The organism is Flavivirga spongiicola, from assembly GCF_030540825.1.
In the GTDB taxonomy this organism is placed as follows: domain Bacteria; phylum Bacteroidota; class Bacteroidia; order Flavobacteriales; family Flavobacteriaceae; genus Flavivirga; species Flavivirga spongiicola.
Genome location: NZ_JAUOEO010000001.1, coordinates 2,787,761 through 2,809,320, shown reverse-complemented (window position 1 = coordinate 2,809,320; position 21,560 = coordinate 2,787,761). Strand labels below are relative to the sequence as shown.

Genomic DNA, 21,560 nt, shown 5'->3' with positions numbered 1-21,560 from the left:
TGCGGCTTTTTTTATTGAATTCATTATACCAAAACTTATACCAGTTATTAATTGAAATTACCATAAAAGAAAATGATGGTTTTTTCTTTATGCGAATTACAAAAATAAAGCATAGCCTCAGTTTATGGTTTCTTTTTTTAATGAAGTAGAAAGGAAAAAGGGCGTTTTATTAAGGTAATTTCAATTGGTAAATGGTATATATGTAAGCTTTCAAGTCTATTTACTACAAAAGGCTTATGGTTTTAGTTTATTTATTAATTGGCATTTTGGCAGCGATTCTTGGCGCACTTCCTTTAGGCGCTTCTAACATTGCGGTTATTAACACAACCTTAAAACAAAACGCAAAGAAAGCTTTTAAAATTGCTATCGCAGCTGGAGTTGCAGAAGTCATGCTATCATATTACGCACTACATTGCAATGTGCTTGTGAAAGATTTTTTTAATAATAACTTATGGGTACAAATAATGGTTGCTTTTCTTTTACTTATTGCAGGCACCTATTTAATCTTTAAAAAACAATCTGAAAAAAAACCTAAAAAAAGAAACATAACGCAATCAAAATATGCAACTGGTTTTTTTCTTGGCATATTAAACCCTCCCGTTTTAATCTACTGGGTCATCGCTTTTGGTATTATAAATAACAATGACATCATGCTATCATTGCAGTCATCACTTTCTGTATTATTTTTATTCTTTGGTGGAGTGTATATAGGCAAATTACTTACCCTTTATTCTTATAGTAGATTTAGCTTATTAATTAAAAGTAAGGTTCAGAATATCTCCCTTATTATCAATAAAGTTACTGGTGTTTTATTAATTGTTATTGCTTTTGCACAAGTAGTCAAGTTGTATGTAATTTAGTTTGAGTTCAAGATAGTTTTAATATGCCCCTCATTGTTTGATAAATATTGCTTTGTCATCCTGCAAACTATTGTGTGTACACATCATCTTAAAAAAGACACGAATGACACAAATTTACATGAATCCTAGCCTTTATGGGCTTGAAGTCTATCAATAGACAGATTAATTAGTCCACGCTTATTGCATGGCAGGAAAAACCCGTGATAGTTGTGTCCAACTTTTATTGTTCAATAGCAGTGTACGTGTACATACAGTAGATTCCTATGAAGGCATGAATCTACTAGTTTGCAAAGTACTTTATGCATAACAATATCTATACTAAAACTTCTATATTTGAATAAGGAAAGTAGCGATAAAAATTCTAATATTTAAGTGGATTCCTGCTTTCGCAGGAATGACAAATAGCCACATACATCCTGAATATTACTTATATTATAGAAATCAAATAAATTTAATTAATAGCAATATTAACAACCAATCCCTCATTAGCACGAATATTAAAAACGGTTTCATCTTCAAAAATGAGGTATTGTCCTTTGACTCCAACTAATTTACCTGAGTACTCTTGTTGCTTAACTATATTTAAACTTTTAGGCTTTTCAGGGTATTTATGTACCGGAAACTCCAAATGAGTTTCTGTGTTAGTTTCAATAAAATAATCTTTAGCTTCATCAGGAATATATTGCTTTAAACGCTCTCGCCACGCTACTAAATTTTCATCTTCAATATCATTTTTAAGCATTTTTCGCCAATTTGTTTTATCCGCCACATAATCTTTTAAAGCAACTTCGGTAATGCCTGCTAAATAACGATTAGGAACCTCAACAATTTCAATAGCTTCATGGGCTCCTTGATCTATCCAACGTGTCGGTACTTGATTTTTTCTTGTAACACCTACTTTCACATTACTAGAATTTGCTAAATACACAATATGTGGTTGTAATTGAGCTCGTTTTTCAAATTCCAGATCGCGATCTTCCTTACCTAAATGTGCCGTACTTAACTCAGGACGCATAATCCAATCGGCGGCTTGTGGTACTTCGTAAAAACACTGTTTATCAAACCCTTGCCTATAAATAGGTTTATCTAATCCACAGTTTAAACATTGATATTTAACAAATTGAATGGTTATACGCTTATTCAATAATTGATTCATGTTTAAAAAATCGTTTTCAAACACCAAATAATATTGAATCGGGCTAGCAAACTCAGTTTCCATTTTTGTTAAAACACCTTGGTAAGTCATAAAAAAAAGTCTTATTTTTAAAATCTTAAAGATAAAATAAATATGCCAATACCTATAGTAAATTCGATTGCTTCTTGGTTTCTTAAAAAACGATTCCATCAAATAGAATTGTTTTTAAAATACCCTAACGAAGTACAAAACGAGTTACTATTAAGTCTTATTGACATTGCTAAAGACACAGAAATTGGCAAAAAATACGACTTTGCTTCTATAAAAAACTATAGAACATTTTCGGAACGGATCCCTATTAAAAACTATGATGGTTGGCAAGATGTTATTGAACGTTCCCGAAAAGGGGAGTCCAATATTTTTTGGCCCAGTCCTATAAAATGGTTTGCAAAGTCCAGTGGTACTACCAGAGCAAAAAGCAAATTTATTCCAGTGAGCACAGAATCACTTGAAGATTGTCATTATGCAGCTGGCAAAGATTTATTATGCATGTATCTTAATAATAATGAAGATTCTCAATTATTTACAGGCAAGAGCTTACGCTTAGGAGGAAGTAAAGAATTATACAAAGAAAATGGCACCGCATTTGGTGATTTGTCGGCTATTCTAATTGATAACATGCCTTTTTGGGCAGAATTTAGTAGTACGCCGAGTAACAAAGTATCACTAATGAGTGATTGGGAGCATAAAATGCAAGCTATTGTAGATGAGACTATAAATGAAAATGTGACGAGTCTTGCCGGTGTACCCTCATGGATGCTCGTACTGCTTAATAATGTTTTAGATACAACTGGAAAACAAAGTCTTCATGACATATGGCCGAATTTAGAAGTCTATTTTCATGGAGGGGTTAGTTTTGCACCGTATAAGGATCAGTACAAAAAAATTCTTCCCAATACTGATTTTAAATATTATGAAATTTATAATGCTTCGGAAGGCTTTTTTGCCATTCAAGATCAAAATAACTCCGATGAATTATTATTGATGCTTGATTATGGGATTTTCTATGAGTTTATCCCTATGGATATTTATGACACTTCTGAAGAAAAAGCAATCCCTTTAAGTGACGTCAAGCTAAATCAAAATTATGCTGTAATAATTACCACAAATGCTGGGTTATGGCGTTATAAAATTGGAGACACCATTAGGTTTACATCATTAAACCCTTATAAAATAAAAGTATCGGGCAGAACCAGGCATCATATTAATGTTTTTGGAGAAGAACTTATTATTGAAAATGCGGAAAGCGCTTTAAAAAAAGTGTGCAAGCGTACTAAAGCCGAAATCGTAGATTTTACAGCTGCTCCAATATTTATGGAAGGCAAAGAAAAAGGAGCTCATGAATGGCTTATTGAATTTAAGACACCTCCAAAGGACATCCTTTATTTTAATGAGTTATTTGACAATGCTTTAAAAGCATTAAATTCAGACTATGAAGCTAAACGCTACAATAACATCACGCTTAATAAACCTAAAATTAATATAGCCAGAGAACATTTGTTTTATGATTGGTTAAAACAAAATAATAAACTAGGGGGTCAACATAAAATACCTCGACTTTCTAACACCAGGGTATATATTGATGAACTACTAAGCTTGAATAAACATAATTTGTAGTTCTTTTTTTTCGAAGAAAAGTATTTGTAGCTCTTTTTTTTCGAAGAAACGCATTTAAACGATTAATATTGTGTTTTATTTTTAAAAACTCTACTTTCCAAAGTTTTAAACTGAATTTATAGCTTAATAAACCAACACCCCCTAAGATGAAAGCTTATTTTTTAGTTATTATATGGCTTCAATCTATCTTTTTATTTAGCCAAGCTACAGGAACCAATGGTTTTCAATTTGAAGTTTCCGATACAGATATTAACACTAATTTCTCAGAGATTGGAACTGGTTTTTTTAAGGGTAAATTAATCATGGTATCTTCTAAAAAAATTGGTGTATTAGCCAAAATAGACCCCAATACTAATGAAGCCTACAAAGAGCTATATTGTTTAGACACTTTAGGCAATGGTGTTTTAGCTAACCCCTTGTTATTCTCAAGAATTTTGAATACAAACGACAGCGAAGGTCAAATTTCTTTCTCGCCAGATCAAAATACTGTATACTACTCCAGAAGTAGTAAAACAAACTCTTTGGAATTTAAACTTTACAGAGCTATTTTAGAAGAAGGCTCACACGGTAATTGGATTAACGAAGAGTTATTAAGTTTTAATAGTAAAAATGTGTCAATAGAAAATCCTTTTGTTAACTCTAAAGGAGATAAATTATATTTTTCTGCTAACATGCCTGATGCTATTGGCGGTTATGACATCTATGTTTCAGATATTAATTCTGATGGAACATTAAGCACTCCTAAAAATTTAGGAAAAAAAATAAATACAACTTTTGATGATAAACACCCATATATTTCTATGGATAATGCGTATTTATTCTTTGCCTCAAAAGGTCATAAGAGCATAGGAGGATTTGATCTTTTTACTAGTAAAATTTTCGACAACAGATATACTGCTCCTAAAAACCTTGGTAATACTATTAACACAGAATATGGTGAAATTGCTTATTTTAATGCAAATAAAAGCACAGGTTATTTTTCATCCAATAGAAAAGTAGCAAATAGCCTTGATATTTATTACTTTACCTCTAACCATATCAAGCAAACCTTAGAAGGTAAAATTTTGGATTTTAACACCAAAGCTATATTACCAGGCACCATCGTTATTCTAAAAGACAAAAATCAAAAAGAGGTAGATCAATTAATAACAGGCAAAGATGGCACCTATGTATTTGACGTAGCACCATTAGAATCTTACACAATTACAACTAAAAAAAGTAGCTTTAAAGATACTTCATTTGATTTTACATCGTCTAAAAGCGAAGAAACAACTTATAATAAAGATTTAGAAATAACTCCCACAGATCCTGTAATTGCAGAGGTAAATAATGAGCTCCGAATTATGGTTGAAAATATACACTTTGACTTTGCAAAGCATCATATAAAAGAAGAATCGCATATTACCTTAAATAAAATAATAAAAGTACTTAATGAGCACCCTAAAATAAAATTGGCAATTAATGCTCATACCGATAATATAGATACCGATGCTTTCAACTTAAACTTATCTAAGAAACGAGCTAAATCAACTTTAAATTATTTAATTAAAAATGGTATTGCAAAAAATAGATTATTGTCTAAAGGCTATGGGGAAAGAAAACCATTAATTGATTGCAAAAATCATTGCTCCAAAGAAGATTTGCAAACTAACAGGCGTGTTGAATTTGTTATTTTAAATGCTTCTCCAGAAAACACCTTAAATACAAGTAACCAAACAGGAAATTATCATATCATAGCTGGTTCATTTCGTATTGAAAAAAATTGTGTTAAAATGATCGAACATCTAAAAGCTGAAGGTTTTATTAGTGCAAGAAAAATTGGAAGAAATAAAAAGGGATTATTTCTGGTAGCCTATGCAAGCTACGAAAGTAAGCCTGAGGCTATAAAAGCATTAGAAACTATTAGAATAATAAATAATGAAAAAGCCTGGTTGAAATTTAAAAAATTAGATTAGCTTTCATTCTTTTTCTAGAAAGATATTCATGGAATATGAACTCTAAAATTTACTAAGTATAAATTCTTGATATTTTAATTTTATCGATAACAAACTCAATCATAAGGGATTACAACTTACAATTCTTAAACTCACTTAGGTTATCTGTTAAACTTAAATGACAAAGGCATTTTTTTACTAGAACTTTTAATAAAGTAATTATATAAACGGATTAAATAGCTATTCATCTAAGAAATTTTTTCAAAACTTAGGTGGTGGGTTATATTTGGTATCCAATTAATTATAACCTCTCAAAACCCTCTAAAGATGAAAACTAAATTATGTTTTTTCATTTTCCTTATTTCCAATATTGTACTTAGCCAAGGATCTTCAAATTTAATAGCATCGAATAATTTTTCATTTAACAATTCATCTTCATCAAAATCTATTGATGCTAACGGATTTGATTTTGAACTTTTAGACGCTGGCGTTAATACTAAATATTCTGAAATTGGTTCAGGTTTTTTTAGAAATAAGCTTATTATGGTTTCCTCGAAAAAACTTGGAGGTTTAGCAAAAATAGATCCAAATACTAATGAGGCATATAAAGATTTATTTTGTTTAGATATTAGTAAAAATGGGGCGTTAAGCTTACCATTATTATTCTCCAGAATACTTAATACCAAAGATAGCGAAGACCAATTAACATTCTCTCCGGATCAAAAAACGGTATACTACACCAGAAGTAGCAAAGCTAACTCGATGGAGTATAAATTATATAAAGCCGTTTTAGAAGAAGACTCACATGGTAATTGGATTAATGAAGAGCTATTAAGTATTAATAAAACAAATGTCTCGATAGAAAACCCTTTTATGAGCCCTAAAGGCGATAAGCTATACTTTTCATCAAATATGCCAGAATCTATTGGTGGTTACGACATCTATGTTTCTGATATAAATACAGATGGTTCTTTAAGTACCCCGGAGAATTTAGGAAGTACTGTTAATACCCTTTCAGATGAAAAATATCCGTCTCTTTCTATGGATTCTAAATATTTATATTTCTCTTCAAAAGGGCATGACAATATGGGTGGTTTTGACCTTTTCACAAGTAAAATTTTAAGTAATGGGTACAGAACGCCGAGAAATATGGGCAGCACTATTAATACTCGCTATGATGAAATTGCTTATTTCTTAGCTGCAAAAAACAAAGGATATGTATCTTCAAACAGGCCAAATGGAAAAGGTGGTTTCGATATTTATACGGCAACTAATGATGAGATAATTCAAACAATAAAAGGTAAAGTATTAGATTTGGAAACTAATATAAAACTTCCTAATACCTTAGTGATTTTAAAAGATGATGAAGGCCATGAAATTTCCAGGCAATTGACCAAAGCGGATGCCACTTATAACTTTAATGTTATTCCTTTTGAATCATATCGTATTACAACCCAAAAGGATGGGTTTAAAGATGGTGATTTTAAATTTACAACGACAAGAAGCTACAATACATCTTATACTAAAGATTTAGAATTACTTACTACCGAACCTGTAATTACAAAAGTTGAAGACGAGTTAAGAATTGTTTTAGAAAACATTTATTTTGATTTTAACAAATGGGGCGTCAAAGAAGAATCTTCTATTTCTTTAAACAAAGTCACTAAAGTGTTAAAGGAGCATCCTGAAATGAAATTAATTATTAATGCTCATACCGATAATAAAGGTAGAGATTCTTATAATTTAGGCCTATCTAAAAAACGTGCAGCATCTGTTGTCGCTTATTTAATAAATAATGGCATTAGCAAAAACAGATTACAATCTAAAGGCTACGGTGAAACGAAACCAAAAATTGATTGCAAAAATGATTGTACCGATAAAAATTTACAGGCTAATAGACGTGTGGAATTCGTTATTATAGAATAGATAAAATATCTCAAATACGCTTTTAATTTCGACTAAATGCCATAGTAAAAGTTTTTAAACGAGTATTTTGTCTAATCATCTAAAAGACAAGAAAACCTTTTGTGCATCATCCAATTAAGTATACTTTTAACAAAGTTTTTAGAAACACTGTGAAAATTTATCCATAATGTCTTTTATTAATTAACATCCATAAAATAAAAAACCACGCTAAATAGCGTGGTTTTTTTATACTATATATTTTAATTTTTTATGAAACTGCCTTTAGTTTCTTCAAAGTTGTTTTCGTTAATTTATCCTCAGCGTAGACTTTAGTTACATTTAACTTCTTCTCATTACTACTAGGCAACTCAAACATAGCGTCTGTTAATATTTCTTCGCAAAGCGAACGTAAACCTCTAGCTCCTAATTTATACTCAATGGCTTTGTTTACAATAAAACCTAAAGCACCATCTGTTATAGTGAAATCAATTTCATCCATAGCGAACAACTTCTTGTATTGTTTAATGATAGCATTTTTAGGCTCGGTTAAAATAGCTCTTAACGTATCTGCATCTAAAGGATCCATATATGTAAGTACTGGTAAACGTCCAATAATTTCAGGAATTAATCCGAAGTCTTTTAAATCTTTCGGAATAATATATTGCAGTAAGTGATCTTGATCTACAATCTCATCTGACATAGAAGCACTATAACCTACTGCTTGCATATTCAAGCGTTTCGAAATAATACGATCAATCCCATCAAAGGCTCCACCTGCAATAAACAAAATATTTTCCGTGTTAACTTCAATAAATTTTTGATCCGGATGTTTGCGTCCTCCTTTAGGCGGTACGTTAACAACAGTACCTTCTAAAAGTTTTAATAAAGCTTGCTGCACGCCTTCTCCAGAAACATCACGAGTAATAGATGGATTATCGCTTTTACGGGCAATTTTATCAATCTCATCAATAAAAACAATCCCTTTTTCTGCTTTTTCTAAATTATAATCTGCTGCTTGTAATAAACGCGTTAAAATACTTTCTACATCTTCACCAACATAACCTGCTTCAGTTAAAACAGTAGCATCAACAATAGCCAATGGCACATTTAACATTCTAGCCACGGTTTTTGCCATTAAAGTTTTTCCCGTACCCGTTTGCCCTACCATAATGATATTACTTTTTTGAATATCTATATCATCTTTAGAAGGAGGTTGTAATAAACGCTTATAATGATTATAAACGGCCACAGACATCACCTTTTTAGTCATGCTTTGTCCAATAATATAGTCATCAAGAAACTCCTTAATTTGTAAGGGTTTACGAAGTTTTAACTCAGCAGATAAATCACTACTATCACTTTGCTTAGATTCTTCAATTACAATACCATGCGCTTGCTCTATACATCTATCGCATATATGAGCATCTAAACCTGCTATTAATAAATTCGTTTCGGGTTTCTTCCTGCCACAAAACGAACATTCTAATTCTTCTTTTGCCATTAATCTATATCTGTTTTTGGATGTAAATCATTATAAATCCCTCAATAACAATTAACTAAAATTACGAATTTTTTATTTAACTACGAGATAAAATCTCATCAATCATACCATATTCCTTAGCTTTATCTGATTTCATCCAATAATCTCGGTCACTATCTTGATATACTTTGTCGTAATCTTGTCCTGAATGCTTACTGATAATTTTATAAAGTTCTTCTTTTAAAATCAAGATCTCTCTGGCTGTAATTTCTATATCACTAGCCTGTCCTTGTGCCCCACCTAATGGTTGATGTATCATAACTCGTGAATGTGTTAATCCACTACGTTTCCCTTTCTCTCCAGCACATAATAAAACAGCTCCCATAGAGGCTGCCATTCCAGTACAAATAGTTGCTACGTCTGGTTTTATAAACTGCATCGTATCATAAATCCCTAAACCAGCATAAACACTTCCTCCAGGAGAATTAATATAAATTTGAATATCTTTTGAAGCGTCAACACTTTCTAAAAACAACAATTGTGCTTGTATAATGTTTGCTACTTGATCATTGATAGCTGTACCCATAAAAATAATACGATCCATCATTAAACGAGAAAATACATCAAAAATAGCGATGTTCATTTGACGTTCTTCAATAATATTTGGCGTTAAACTGGATGGATACATACTACTTATAATTTTATTGTAATATGTGCTGCTAATACCTTGATCTTTTATCGCGAATTTTTCAAATTCCTTTGCGTAATCCATAGTCTCTTAATATTTAATTCGATTAATTGCCTGATTAACATGTAAATGACAAAAAAATCTATTTTAAAAATTCCTTGTTTTGAATAAAAAACGCTTAAATCCGTAGATTTAAGCGCCTAAATATAAGGAATTATTCTTTACTTATTTATCACCATAAACTTCTTTAACAAACTTTTCATAGCTTAATTCTTTAACCTTGATATTTGCTTTTTCTTTGTAAACCGCTAATAATTTTTGGCTAATTAATTGCTCTGAAATTCTACGAGCTTCATCTTGATTTGATAATACTCGCGCTGCAATATCATCCAATTCTTTATCTGAAGGATTCATTTGGCCAAATTGAGCCATTTGTCCTTTGATCATTTCTCTAGCATGATTTTTAATATCATCCATAGTTACCTGAACATCGTTATCAGTAATAAGTTTTCCTTCAATTAATTGATAGCGTAAACTTTTTTCTGATTTTTCATACTCTTCTCTTGCCTGCACCTCGTCCATTTCTTTTTCGCCAGCAGTTTGCATCCATTTTGTTAAAAATTCGGCAGGTAAATCGAACTTAGTATTTTCAACTAAATATTCGGTCACATCATTTAAAAGCTTTTGGTCTGCTTGCTGCACAAATTGCTTTTCGGCGTCTTCTTTTATCTTGGCTTTTAATTCAGTTACTGTAGTTACAGTATCTTTTCCAAAAAGCTTGTCGAACAACTCTTGATCTAAATCTGCTAACTCGCGTTCATTAATCTCTGTAATCGTAAAGTTTACTTCAATATCTAAACCATGTACCTCATCATGACTCAATTTTAAAGCATGCATTAACTCATGCTCATCATCATAAAGTCCTTTAGTTTTTAAGGCGATGACATCACCAGCTTTAGCCCCTATAAATTGTTTTTCTGTAGCTTTTCCTTTAAATTTATCTAAAGTTAAAGTGACTGTATTATCTATTTCTTTTTCTTCATTTTTATAAACTCCAGTAATTTCACTGTCTTTTACAACAACATCTTGAGAAACTAACTTTCCGTATTGTTTCTGAATACGCTCAATCTGCTCATCAATCATTTTATCGTCAGCAACAATATTATATTGCGTGATCGCTTTTTTACCTTTTAAGCTTACTTCAAATTCCGGTGCTAAACCTAATTCGAATTCAAAAGAAAATTCATCAGCATCCCAGTTAATATCATCTTGTGGTCTTGGTAAAGGTTGCCCTAATACATCCAGCTTTTCTTCTGTAAGATATTTGTTTAAAGCGTCTTGCAATAACTTATTAACCTCATCTACCAAAACAGCCTTTCCGTATTGTTTTTTAACCATTCCCATTGGCACATGCCCTTTTCTAAAACCAGGGATATTCGCTGTTTTACGATAGTCTACTAAGATTTTTTCAACTTTATCACTATAGTCTTCTTTAGCGATATCTACTTTTACAACAGCATTTAATGCATCAACGTTTTCTCTTGTAATATTCATTTCAAATTATATAAAGCCATATATCAGGCATTTAACAATAAAGTTTTCTTTTAAAAAACTAAAATTTATGTAACCAAAATTGGGATGCAAAAATATAATATTTTTACATCCCAACAAAGTTTTTAACCGCTTGATTCAAAGCTATTTTTTATCGTCTTTTAAAAGCGAATGAAGTATCGATTGCAAAAAGGAAAGTAGTATACTAAACAAAATCGCAATCCAAATGCTACTTACCGAAAAACCATCAATCAATTTATCGGCAAATAAAATAATTAGAGCATTAATTATTAATAGAAACAAGCCTAAAGTAACTATGGTTATTGGTAAAGTTAAAATAACTAAAACCGGTTTCACAAATAGATTCAATACCGATAGTACAATAGCTACAATAATAGCTGTGAGATAGCCATCTACATGTACACCTTTTAAAAAATATGCTATAACAAACACAGCTATGGCGTTTAATAGAAGTTTGGTTATGAGTTTCATCTGCTTATATTAAATTGGTTTTATTTAATAGACGTCAATTGCATAGTAAATGTTTCAGTAATCGCTAATTTTTTTATTATGCATATTTAATTAAATATACAAAAAAATTATACCACGAACTGTACAACAGTTTCAAAAAAGTCTTTCGGGTTTTCGGCATGCAACCAGTGTCCTGAATTAGAAATAGTAATAATTTCAACTTTATTAAAATGATTAGAAATCACCATTTCATCTTCTACGCCTATATATTCAGATCTATCCCCACGTAAAAACAAAGTACTCTTTTCAAACTTGGAATAGGTTGGTAACGCTTCCCCTACCTCTCCAACTTCTTCTTTTAAAACTTCCAAATTTATACGTAGCGCTAATTTGCCTTTTTCAATCCAGTATAGGTTTTTCAGTAAAAATTGACGGGTTCCTAAATCAGACACATAATCACTTAACAACTTATCTGCATCTCCTCTACTTTTAATGGCATCAAAATCTAACGCGCCTAAACCTTCCAAAATAGCATCATGGTGAATCGGATAAAATCGCGGAGAAATATCTGCTACAATTAATTTCGAAACTATTTCTGGGTATTGTGTTGCAAATAGCATAGCCGTTTTTCCACCCATAGAGTGCCCCAATAATATAATATTAGTAAGATTATGAGCATCACAATAATGCTTTAAATCTTCAGCAAGTACTTCGTAATTAAAATGATCATCCCAAAAACTACGTCCATGATTACGCTGGTCTACCAAATGAACTTGAAAATGGTGCGCGCTAAATTGGCGTCCAAGTGTTTTCCAGTTGTCACTCATTCCTAAAAAGCCATGAAGAATTACAAACGGCTGACCTTCCCCTATTATATTTGAATGTAATATCATAATCCTCCCTTAACCCCTCCAAAGGAGGGAAACTATTACATGATTACTCACTTATTTTTATCTTTTTTCTAATCTATCCTACTTAATTCCGTAAGGTTTTCGACAGAGTTTCTTTCCCTTTGGGAAAGATTAAGATAGGGCCTTTAGCTTATGCAGATACATCTGAATCACATTCTCTACACCTAAATACAAACTCTCTGCTATTAAAGCATGCCCTATAGAAACCTCTAATAAATCAGGAATATTCTTGTTAAAAAACGCAATATTGTCTAACGACAGATCGTGTCCTGCATTAATGCCCAGACCTAAACTATTTGCCAATACGGAGCTATCAACATAAGGTTTTATAGCCTCTTTATTTCCTAAACTGTATTGATGCGCAAAAGCTTCTGTATATAATTCAATTCTATCAGTTCCAGTTGCTTTAGCACCTTCAATTTGTTCTAGAACAGGATCTACAAAAATAGAAGTTCTTATCCCGTTTTGCTGAAACTCCTTAATAACATCAACTAAAAAATGGTTATGTTTTATAGTATCCCAACCCGCATTACTAGTAATAGCATCAACAGCATCTGGTACCAATGTAACCTGTGTTGGCTTTACATTTAAAACTAATTCCACAAAAGAATCTACAGGATTCCCTTCAATATTATACTCTGTATAAATCTCTGGTTTTAAATCGCGTGCATCTTGATAACGTATATGGCGTTCATCTGGCCTAGGGTGTACCGTTACTCCTTCGGCACCAAATCGTTGTACATCTTTTGCAAACTGAACCACATTTGGCACATCACCGCCTCTGGAATTCCTTAAAGTGGCGATCTTATTAATATTTACACTTAACTTTGTCATGTATGATTTTTAAAAATAGAAATCATTTAAGTTTTTTGACTTTGGCTAAAAAATAGTTCTTTTAATCTATACTTTAACTTTTTCTTACTTCGTAACCATGTTATGAAGTTCAAAAAGGTCTCCGTTTAAATTCAAAACTCCTAATTTTCGCTTCAGAGCAAAAAGTTTAAATGAGTTATGCAAAAATACAAAGTAGAACAGGCTTATATACTATTTTTTTAATTAATTTGCATACTCATAAAGCTGAACAATGAAACTTTCAGGATATATTATAAATGACATAAAACCATTAAATAGCACTAGTAAAATAAGTGAGTTGCAATTACTATTTAATCAACTAACCTATTCTCATATTCCTATTAAAGATGAGAACGGCATTTTTTTGGGAACTTTTTTTGAAACGGATGCGCATTGCTTTGAAGGCGACAAGCTTGTTAGTGAATATCTTTATTCTATTGAAGATTTTTTCGTGAGAGATAGTACACTCTGGTTAGATGTCTTGGAGGCTTTTGCTCAAAACTCCGCTAATATTATGCCTGTTTTAGATAAAAAAAACAATTATTTAGGTTATTATGAACTTAATGATATTATTAGTCTTTTTAATGAATCGCCTTTCTTTTTTGAAGCCGGAGGCGTTTTAGTCGTCGAAAAAGGAATTAATGATTACTCATTTAGTGAGATAAGCCAAATAGTAGAATCTAATAACGGTAAACTTTTAGGAGCTTTTGTTTCAAAAGTAAAAAATGACGTTGTGCAGGTCACCATTAAAATAGGTAGCACTGGGCTTAATGAAATCATTCAAACTTTCCGTAGATATAGTTATAATATTGTATCCGGACATGAAGAAGATAGCTATATTGAAAGCCTTAAAGATCGTTCGGATTATTTGAATAAATACTTAAATATGTAAATAATAAGCCTTCTATAAGTTAGTTTCATAAATGAAGCGATTATAAGGAGATGCCATAGCTTGCTATAAAAAACAATAAAAATAAACACATGAAGGTTGCTATTTTTGGACGATTCTACAATAAAACCACAACAACTTCTGTAGAAAGACTGTTTAATTACTTATTAAAAAAAGACATTGACGCCTATATTGAAACAGAGTTTTTTAATATTATACTTAATGAATCTCCTAATATAAAAGACTTTGCTTCATTTAAAACATTTGATACATTAGATAAATCTTTTGATTTCCTTGTAAGTGTCGGAGGTGACGGTACCATTTTAAGAGCAATTACTTTTGTAAAAGATATTGATATCCCTATAATTGGCATCAATACAGGTCGTTTAGGTTTTTTAGCAACTATACAAGTAGATGCTATCGAGCATGCTATTCAAAACATAATTGACGGTCATTATAAAATATCGGAGCGTAGTTTACTTTCAGTAGAAACCACTCCAGAAAACGAAAATATAACAGCACTAAATTTTGCCTTAAATGAAATAGCTGTAAGTAGAAAAAACACGACCTCCATGATTACTGTTGAAACACATTTAGATGGTGAGTATCTTACATCTTATTGGAGTGATGGCTTAATAATTTCTACTCCAACAGGCTCAACAGGTTACTCTTTAAGTTGTGGTGGCCCTGTAATTACACCTGGTACAAATAGTTTTGTTATCACACCAATTGCACCACATAATCTAAGTGCGCGTCCGCTAATAATTCCAGATTCAACAGAAATACAACTAAAGGTTGATGGACGGGAGGAAAATCATTTAGTGTCTTTAGACTCCAGAATTGCGACATTAGATAATGGTACCATAATCAAAATTAAAAAAGCAGACTTTAAAATTAAAATGATTGATCTATTAGATGAAAGTTTTTTAGATACACTCAGAAAAAAACTTCTTTGGGGAGAAGACAAACGCAATTAAACCTGCTTATGCATTGGAACTTCATTATGAAGCTTTTCAAGTATAATAAAAGCTGGTGGTTTTTTAATTTTTAGCATAGCGCGGCATGATCTGTCCCCGATAAATTGGGAAGTTAAATTAAAAAACGCAGCGCAGTGTCAGTTTTTGCAGTACCTAAAAGATGGAATAGATTTTCCTATGCATAAGTAGGTTAAACAATAATTCATAAGAAATACTGTTTTAGACTAATACAATTTAGCTCAAATTATTTATACCAATTAAATTTTTAAAACAAATTATATGCGGTGTTTTATAGTTTAATTGGTATTGAGCTAATCTTATTTATTATATTTGCAAACTTTTGAATATTTATGAGGCATTTAACCATAGTGATATTAAGCATTTTAAGCATTCATTTTAGCTACTCTCAAATTAACGAAGTAGGTTTTTTTGTGGGAGGAAGTAATTTTATTGGAGATGTAGGCGCTACCGACTATATTTCACCAAATCAATTAGCCTTTGGTGGCATTTATAAATGGAACAGAAGTAAAAGACATTCTTATAGAGCGTCAGTCATTTTTAGTGAACTAAAAGGTATGGATACAAAATCTGACGATCCAAGGCGTATTCAAAGAGGTTATGATTTTTCAAGTAATATTATGGAAATTTCATTGGGAATAGAATTAACATTTCTAGATTTTGATTTACATTCTGGACAAAAAATTGCTACACCATACCTATACACAGGTATAAGCACAGCCAAACATGACAATCATTATTTTTTAAATGGTGTGCAAACTCCCGAAAACACATCAAGTTGGGCATATGGTATTCCTATGGTACTAGGTTTTAAAGCTTCTTTTATAGACAATATTATTATAGGCATAGAAGTAGGAGCCCGTTATACATTTTCTGATGCACTTGACGGAAGTCTTCCAAATAATCAATCTAGACAACAATACAGATTAGGTAATATAAATAATAACGACTGGTATATGTTTTCAGGTTTAACCTTAACATATACATTTGGAGAAAACCCTTGTTACTGCCCAGGCAATTAAAATGAATTTAAAAGAAAGCATAGAAAACAAAAGATTACCAAAGCACATTGCTATTATAATGGATGGCAATGGACGTTGGGCAAAACAACAAGGTATGATACGTGCTTTTGGTCATGAAAATGGCACAAAATCTGTGCGAAGAACTGTTGAAGCCTCTGCAGAACTTGGCGTTGAAAACTTGACACTTTACGCTTTTTCTACTGAAAATTGGAACAGACCAAAATTAGAAGTTCAAACTCTAATGAAGCTTTTAGTGTCTTCTTTAAAAAAAGAAATAAAAACGCTTCAAGATAATAACATAAAGCTTATGGCTATTGGGAATTTGAATACGCTTCCTAAAAAAGTTTATAAAGAGCTTCATGATGTTATTGATAATACAAAGCATAATGAAAGAATGACTCTAACCCTTGCACTAAGCTATGGTTCTAGAGAAGAAATACTAAACACTGTTAAAGAAATTAGTATTAAAGTTAAAAATAATATAATTTCGCCCGAAAATATTGATGAATTAATTATAAATGAGCATCTTTACACGCATAATTTGCCAGATGTAGATTTGCTTATTAGAACGAGTGGGGAGCAGCGCATAAGCAACTTTTTGCTTTGGCAAATAGCATACGCAGAATTATATTTCACAAATGTATTGTGGCCAGATTTCACAAAACAGCATTTGTATGAAGCTATTATTGAATATCAAAAAAGAGAACGACGATTTGGGAAAACAAGTGAACAACTTAGCTAATATTTCATTTTTGGCAACACATATAAAGCACTTCACAATACTATTGCTTTTTGTAAGCAGCTTTAATATTCAAGGACAGGAATTACTATATCAAGATGGTAAAAAGTATACTTTAGGAGGCATTACTGTTTCTGGGAATAGCTCATTTAGCGAACAAACAATAGTTACTTATTCTGGTTTAAGAAAAGGAAAGGAAATAACCATTCCTGGGGAAGATATTAGTACAGCTATTAAGAAACTTTGGAACTCAAAATTATTTAGTGATATAGAAGTTTATGTTACTAAAATAGAAGATGATGTTGCTTTTTTAGAAATAAGACTATCCGATTTACCTCAACTTAACGAATTAAAAATAAATGGTGTAAAAAAATCTAAAAAAGAAAAAATAATTGAAGAGAATAAATTAAAAAAGGGAACCAAAGTAACTGAAAATCTGATAACCACAACTAAAAACTTTTTAGTTAACAAATACAAAAAAGAAGGTTATTTAAACTCTAAAATACATATTAATACTATAGATGTAAAAGATTCTATTAAAGTAGCACGTGTTAATATGGTGCTTAACATTGATAAGGGCGAAAAAGTTAAAATTAAAGACATTGTTTTTAATGGCAACGACGTTTTAAGTGATAAAAAGCTTAGAAAAAGTATGAAAAGTACTAAAAAAATAAACCGCCTAAGAATTTTTAAACGCTCAAAATTTATTGATTCAGCTTATCAGGCAGATTTATCTAATGTCATAGAAAAATACAAAGAAAACGGTTATAGAGATGCCCGTATTCTATCCGATAGCTTAATAATTAACGATGACAAAACGATCTCTCTTCAAATAAATGTAAAAGAAGGAGAATTATACACTTTTGGAGATATCACCTTTATTGGTAATACCGTTTACACTAATGAGGAGTTATCTAGAATACTTCGTATTAAGAAAGGCGATACATACAACGGTGTTTTATTACAGGAACGCATTCAAGATGACTCTTCACCTGACGCTCAGGATATAGCAAATCAATATCAAAATTTCGGTTACTTATTTTCTACTATAAGTCCGGTGGAGGTAAGTGCAGATAATAATGTTATTGACATGGAAATAAGGATAATTGAGGGAAAACCAGCTTATTTCAATAGCGTCACAATTGTAGGTAATGACAAAACAAACGACCATGTTATTTATCGAGAAATTAGAACGCGCCCAGGGCAATTATACAGAAAAGCTAATGTAGTACGTACGGTTAGAGAACTTGGTCAATTAGGGTTTTTCGATGCTCAAGAAATCTCACCAAACTTTAATAACCCAAACCCAAACGAGGGTACAATAGACATGGAATATTCTGTTAAAGAAACAGGATCCAGTCAAATCGAATTACAAGGTGGTTACGGAGGAGGTGGCTTTATAGGTACACTTGGATTATCTTTTAATAATTTTTCAATAAAAGATATCTTTAAAAAAGATGCTTATAAACCAATACCGATGGGTGATGGACAAAAATTAGCTTTACGCTTACAAGCAAGTCGTTTTTACCAAACTTATAGTTTTTCATTTTCTGAGCCATGGCTAGGTGGTAGAAGACCTGTTCAGTTTTCATCATCATTATCACATACTAAGCAATTTTTGTATAATCCGGCAACAAGAAATGCAGATAAAAGCAGAAGCTTTAACATTACTGGAATTACGTTTGGTTTAGCAAAACGTTTATCTGTTCCAGATGATTTTTTCACCTTATCGCAAGCCATCAGTTATCAACGTTATGATTTGAATAATTACAACACAGGCTTATTTACTTTTGGTGATGGCTACTCAAACAATTTATCATACACTATTGGTCTAAGTAGAAATAATACCAGTGTAGACCCTATTTTCCCGACAGCAGGATCAAGTTTTAGTGTAACCGCTAAATTATCAATTCCTTACTCCTTATTTAATGGAGTAGATTATGATGCTCTTAAAGATGAGCGAGACACTAATCTTAATATAAGAAATGATGTTAATAGTAGTACCGCAGATAGAGAAAATGCGCAAGCAAAAATTGCAGAAATAGATCAAGAACGTTATAAATGGTTGGAGTTTTATAAAGTAAGCTTTAAAGGTGATTGGTATACTCAAATCGTAAAAGATTTAGTTTTAAAACCAAGTGTAGAATTTGGTTTTTTAGGGGCTTACGATAATGCCAGAGGCGTTATTCCTTTCGAACGTTTCTTTGTTGGTGGTGATGGATTAGGAAACTACAGTTTAGACGGCAGAGAGTCTATCCAATTACGTGGCTATCCAAATCAATCATTGTCTGATCAAGATGGGGGAACTATTTATAATAAATTTTCTTTAGAACTTCGCTACCCTATAACATTAAAAGCATCTGCAAAAATTTATGCTTTAGGCTTTTTAGAAGGTGGGGCTTCATATAATAACTTTAGAGATTACAATCCATTTAGCATCAAGCGATCTGCGGGTCTAGGTATTCGTATTTTTATGCCTGCATTTGGGTTATTAGGGATTGATTTTGGTCGTCGTTTCGATGACATACCAGGTCAAGCTGGTAGTAAAAATAATTGGGAAACTCACTTTATTATTGGACAGCAGTTTTAGTATGAATTTTATTTTGGCATGATATTTTCTAATAACACTATAATGTTTTGCATGAGAATTAAAATTTTTAAGATTAAAATTCGTTAATTTTGAAAATACGATTCGAAAAAGGCAGAAACAAAAAATCATTTGTCGTTTTAGAATTTATAAGTCAATAAATTAAAATATATACAGATGAAAAATAAAGTTCTTTTTTTACTGACATTAGTTTTTATGATAAGCTTATCAATGCATGCACAACGTGGTGTAAGAGTTGCTTATATAGATACTGAATATATTTTAGAGAATGTTCCGGAATACCAGGAAGCTACTGCTCAATTAAATCAAAAAGCAGACAAATGGAAAAACGAAATTAGTGTTAAACTGGGAACTATTGAACAAAAACGAAAAGATCTAAGTAATGAAAAAGCACTTTTAACAAAAGAGCTTATTGATGAAAGAGAAGAGGATATTGCTTTTGAAGAAAAAGAAATTTTTGATTATCAACAAAAACGTTTTGGTCCTAATGGCGATTTGTTTATTCAAAAAAAACAATTAATGCAGCCTATTCAAGATCAAATTTTTGCAGCAGTTCAAGATATGGCCGCAAGCAGAAAATACGATTTCATTTTTGATAAATCGTCTGATGCAGTCATGTTGTTTTCGGCAAAACGATTTGATTTAAGTGATCAAATACTAAGAAGTATAACAAGATCATCAAAACGTAAACAAGCACAATCTAAAGCAGAACGTAAAGCAGCTGAAAAAGAGGAATTAGTTCCAGAAATTAATTACGAATTGGAAGAACGCCAAAAAGCATTAGAAGATAAAAAAGCGGAACGAGAAAGTGCAATTGAAAAAAGAAGACAAGAAATTTTAGCCGACCGTGAAGCCAAGAAAAAAGAAGCTGAAGCCAGACGTAAAAAGATACTAGAAGATCGCAAAAAAGCAAAACAAGCGAAGTTAGATGCCAGAAACAAAACAACAAAAGCAGATGATTCTAAAGAAAGTGAAACATCAAAACCTGATACAGAAACAGTAGAAGGAGAAACAAAAACTAAAGCGCAGCTTATTGAAGAGAATAGACAAAAAAAATTAAAAGAAAGAGCCGCTAGAAAAAAAGCCTTAGAAGAAAGAAAGAAAAAAATATTAGAAGATCGTCAAAAGACAAAAGACAGTATTTAAACTACAATAATTAATAATCTATAACACATTAATACTATTTACAAATGAAACAATTTAAAACTCTTTTATTAGCAACTGCATTATGCATTGGAACTATAAGTTTTACACAAGCCCAAAGCAAAGTTGCACATATAAATACTCAAGAATTAATAGCAGCAATGCCCGAAGCTAAAACAGCACAAGCTGAGCTTGAAACTCTAGGGAAAACATATCAAACCGATATGCAAGCTATGGCTACAGAGTATCAAAATACAGTAAAGCAATTTGATGCCGAAGCTAGCACAAAAACGGATGAAGAAAACCAAAAGAGATATGCTGAACTTCAAGAAAAACAACAACGTATTCAGCAATTTCAAACAGATGCAAGACAAGATTTAGCAAAAAAAGAAGCTGAATTATTTAAACCTATCCAAGAAAAAGCTTTTGCAGCAATAAACAAAGTTTCTAAAGCTCTGGGATATGAGTATGTTTTAGAAAGAACAACGTTAATTGTAGCTGACGGAAAAGATATTTTAGACGATGTTAAAAAAGAATTGGGTATATAAAAATACACTATGAACTCATTTAAACTTTTTGAATTGAAGCGAAAATTAGTCATTTTGTAACCAGTTGAAGACTTTTTTTAGTTGCATAGCATCGCTACGGAATAAAAAAAAGACAAAAAAATGGGTGCAAAAGGGCAATTTTTTAGCCAATT

The 21,560-nt window shown here is 31.5% G+C and carries 18 protein-coding genes; 11 read left to right on the top strand and 7 right to left on the bottom strand.

Annotated features, from left to right (window positions below):
- Positions 1–236: 236 nt before the first annotated feature.
- Complete coding sequence (locus Q4Q47_RS11275; protein ID WP_303306759.1) at positions 237–860, top strand: LysE family transporter; 624 nt, start codon at positions 237–239, stop codon at positions 858–860.
- 451 nt (positions 861–1,311) lie between these two features.
- On the opposite strand, the gene Q4Q47_RS11270 is transcribed toward Q4Q47_RS11275, so the two are convergent.
- Complete coding sequence (locus Q4Q47_RS11270; protein WP_303306758.1) at positions 1,312–2,106, bottom strand: DUF2797 domain-containing protein; 795 nt, start codon at positions 2,104–2,106, stop codon at positions 1,312–1,314.
- Positions 2,107–2,148: 42 nt separating this feature from the next.
- Here Q4Q47_RS11270 and Q4Q47_RS11265 point away from each other — a divergent pair, with 42 nt between their 5' ends.
- The 3 genes from Q4Q47_RS11265 to Q4Q47_RS11255 all read left to right on the top strand — a co-directional run bounded on the left by Q4Q47_RS11265 (position 2,149) and on the right by Q4Q47_RS11255 (position 7,532).
- Positions 2,149–3,672, top strand: a complete 1,524-nt coding sequence (locus Q4Q47_RS11265) for a GH3 auxin-responsive promoter family protein (RefSeq protein ID WP_303306757.1) — start codon at positions 2,149–2,151, stop codon at positions 3,670–3,672.
- 146 nt (positions 3,673–3,818) lie between these two features.
- Positions 3,819–5,627 (top strand): OmpA family protein, encoded by a 1,809-nt coding sequence (locus tag Q4Q47_RS11260; RefSeq protein ID WP_303306756.1) that lies wholly within the window; start codon positions 3,819–3,821, stop codon positions 5,625–5,627.
- A 306-nt stretch (positions 5,628–5,933) separates the two neighbouring features.
- Positions 5,934–7,532, top strand: coding sequence for an OmpA family protein (locus Q4Q47_RS11255; RefSeq protein ID WP_303306755.1), 1,599 nt, complete (start codon positions 5,934–5,936; stop codon positions 7,530–7,532).
- Between the two features lie 247 nt (positions 7,533–7,779).
- Here the strand turns inward: Q4Q47_RS11255 and clpX are convergent, their stop codons facing one another.
- The 6 genes from clpX to Q4Q47_RS11225 all read right to left on the bottom strand — a co-directional run bounded on the left by clpX (position 7,780) and on the right by Q4Q47_RS11225 (position 13,446).
- Positions 7,780–9,012, bottom strand: a complete 1,233-nt coding sequence (clpX, locus tag Q4Q47_RS11250) for an ATP-dependent Clp protease ATP-binding subunit ClpX (protein ID WP_303306754.1) — start codon at positions 9,010–9,012, stop codon at positions 7,780–7,782.
- Between the two features lie 76 nt (positions 9,013–9,088).
- A complete protein-coding gene (gene clpP, locus Q4Q47_RS11245; protein ID WP_303306753.1) occupies positions 9,089–9,763 on the bottom strand; it encodes an ATP-dependent Clp endopeptidase proteolytic subunit ClpP in 675 nt (224 codons plus the stop codon).
- Positions 9,764–9,904: 141 nt separating this feature from the next.
- Positions 9,905–11,233 carry a trigger factor gene (gene tig, locus Q4Q47_RS11240; protein WP_303306752.1) on the bottom strand — a complete coding sequence of 443 codons (1,329 nt, stop codon included), beginning with the start codon at positions 11,231–11,233 and terminating at the stop codon, positions 9,905–9,907.
- A gap of 141 nt (positions 11,234–11,374) precedes the next feature.
- A complete protein-coding gene (locus tag Q4Q47_RS11235; protein ID WP_303306751.1) occupies positions 11,375–11,722 on the bottom strand; it encodes a phage holin family protein in 348 nt (115 codons plus the stop codon).
- 107 nt (positions 11,723–11,829) lie between these two features.
- Positions 11,830–12,594, bottom strand: coding sequence for an alpha/beta fold hydrolase (locus tag Q4Q47_RS11230; RefSeq protein ID WP_303306750.1), 765 nt, complete (start codon positions 12,592–12,594; stop codon positions 11,830–11,832).
- Between the two features lie 129 nt (positions 12,595–12,723).
- Positions 12,724–13,446 carry a pyridoxine 5'-phosphate synthase gene (locus tag Q4Q47_RS11225; protein ID WP_303306749.1) on the bottom strand — a complete coding sequence of 241 codons (723 nt, stop codon included), beginning with the start codon at positions 13,444–13,446 and terminating at the stop codon, positions 12,724–12,726.
- A gap of 250 nt (positions 13,447–13,696) precedes the next feature.
- Between Q4Q47_RS11225 and Q4Q47_RS11220 the strand changes: the two genes are divergently transcribed.
- The 7 genes from Q4Q47_RS11220 to Q4Q47_RS11190 all read left to right on the top strand — a co-directional run bounded on the left by Q4Q47_RS11220 (position 13,697) and on the right by Q4Q47_RS11190 (position 21,408).
- Positions 13,697–14,356 carry a CBS domain-containing protein gene (locus Q4Q47_RS11220; RefSeq protein ID WP_303306748.1) on the top strand — a complete coding sequence of 220 codons (660 nt, stop codon included), beginning with the start codon at positions 13,697–13,699 and terminating at the stop codon, positions 14,354–14,356.
- 89 nt (positions 14,357–14,445) lie between these two features.
- Positions 14,446–15,330 carry an NAD kinase gene (locus Q4Q47_RS11215; protein ID WP_303306747.1) on the top strand — a complete coding sequence of 295 codons (885 nt, stop codon included), beginning with the start codon at positions 14,446–14,448 and terminating at the stop codon, positions 15,328–15,330.
- 350 nt (positions 15,331–15,680) lie between these two features.
- Positions 15,681–16,370, top strand: coding sequence for a type IX secretion system protein PorG (gene porG / locus Q4Q47_RS11210; RefSeq protein WP_303306746.1), 690 nt, complete (start codon positions 15,681–15,683; stop codon positions 16,368–16,370).
- A 1-nt stretch (position 16,371) separates the two neighbouring features.
- Entirely contained in the window at positions 16,372–17,112 is a 741-nt protein-coding gene (locus Q4Q47_RS11205) for an isoprenyl transferase (RefSeq protein ID WP_303306745.1), read from the top strand.
- Positions 17,045–19,699: an outer membrane protein assembly factor BamA gene (bamA, locus tag Q4Q47_RS11200; RefSeq protein WP_303306744.1), complete on the top strand. Its 2,655-nt coding sequence runs from the start codon at positions 17,045–17,047 to the stop codon at positions 19,697–19,699. Before Q4Q47_RS11205 ends, bamA begins: the two co-directional genes overlap by 68 nt.
- A 174-nt stretch (positions 19,700–19,873) precedes the next feature.
- The gene (locus Q4Q47_RS11195; RefSeq protein ID WP_303306743.1) at positions 19,874–20,863 is read left to right on the top strand and encodes an OmpH family outer membrane protein; all 990 of its coding nucleotides are present in this window, start codon (positions 19,874–19,876) and stop codon (positions 20,861–20,863) included.
- A gap of 44 nt (positions 20,864–20,907) precedes the next feature.
- On the top strand, positions 20,908–21,408 hold the full coding sequence (locus Q4Q47_RS11190; protein WP_303306742.1) for an OmpH family outer membrane protein: 501 nt from the start codon (positions 20,908–20,910) through the stop codon (positions 21,406–21,408).
- Positions 21,409–21,560: the final 152 nt, after the last annotated feature.

What these genes read in the sequence shown, in the direction of transcription:
- Q4Q47_RS11275 (WP_303306759.1), top strand. Translation starts at nt 237, where the DNA reads ATGGTTTTAGTTTATTTATTAATTGGCATTTTGGCAGCGATTCTTGGC.
- Q4Q47_RS11270 (WP_303306758.1), bottom strand. Translation starts at nt 2,106, where the DNA reads ATGACTTACCAAGGTGTTTTAACAAAAATGGAAACTGAGTTTGCTAGC.
- Q4Q47_RS11265 (WP_303306757.1), top strand. Translation starts at nt 2,149, where the DNA reads ATGCCAATACCTATAGTAAATTCGATTGCTTCTTGGTTTCTTAAAAAA.
- Q4Q47_RS11260 (WP_303306756.1), top strand. Translation starts at nt 3,819, where the DNA reads ATGAAAGCTTATTTTTTAGTTATTATATGGCTTCAATCTATCTTTTTA.
- Q4Q47_RS11255 (WP_303306755.1), top strand. Translation starts at nt 5,934, where the DNA reads ATGAAAACTAAATTATGTTTTTTCATTTTCCTTATTTCCAATATTGTA.
- clpX (WP_303306754.1), bottom strand. Translation starts at nt 9,012, where the DNA reads ATGGCAAAAGAAGAATTAGAATGTTCGTTTTGTGGCAGGAAGAAACCC.
- clpP (WP_303306753.1), bottom strand. Translation starts at nt 9,763, where the DNA reads ATGGATTACGCAAAGGAATTTGAAAAATTCGCGATAAAAGATCAAGGT.
- tig (WP_303306752.1), bottom strand. Translation starts at nt 11,233, where the DNA reads ATGAATATTACAAGAGAAAACGTTGATGCATTAAATGCTGTTGTAAAA.
- Q4Q47_RS11235 (WP_303306751.1), bottom strand. Translation starts at nt 11,722, where the DNA reads ATGAAACTCATAACCAAACTTCTATTAAACGCCATAGCTGTGTTTGTT.
- Q4Q47_RS11230 (WP_303306750.1), bottom strand. Translation starts at nt 12,594, where the DNA reads ATGATATTACATTCAAATATAATAGGGGAAGGTCAGCCGTTTGTAATT.
- Q4Q47_RS11225 (WP_303306749.1), bottom strand. Translation starts at nt 13,446, where the DNA reads ATGACAAAGTTAAGTGTAAATATTAATAAGATCGCCACTTTAAGGAAT.
- Q4Q47_RS11220 (WP_303306748.1), top strand. Translation starts at nt 13,697, where the DNA reads ATGAAACTTTCAGGATATATTATAAATGACATAAAACCATTAAATAGC.
- Q4Q47_RS11215 (WP_303306747.1), top strand. Translation starts at nt 14,446, where the DNA reads ATGAAGGTTGCTATTTTTGGACGATTCTACAATAAAACCACAACAACT.
- porG (WP_303306746.1), top strand. Translation starts at nt 15,681, where the DNA reads ATGAGGCATTTAACCATAGTGATATTAAGCATTTTAAGCATTCATTTT.
- Q4Q47_RS11205 (WP_303306745.1), top strand. Translation starts at nt 16,372, where the DNA reads ATGAATTTAAAAGAAAGCATAGAAAACAAAAGATTACCAAAGCACATT.
- bamA (WP_303306744.1), top strand. Translation starts at nt 17,045, where the DNA reads ATGAAGCTATTATTGAATATCAAAAAAGAGAACGACGATTTGGGAAAA.
- Q4Q47_RS11195 (WP_303306743.1), top strand. Translation starts at nt 19,874, where the DNA reads ATGAAAAATAAAGTTCTTTTTTTACTGACATTAGTTTTTATGATAAGC.
- Q4Q47_RS11190 (WP_303306742.1), top strand. Translation starts at nt 20,908, where the DNA reads ATGAAACAATTTAAAACTCTTTTATTAGCAACTGCATTATGCATTGGA.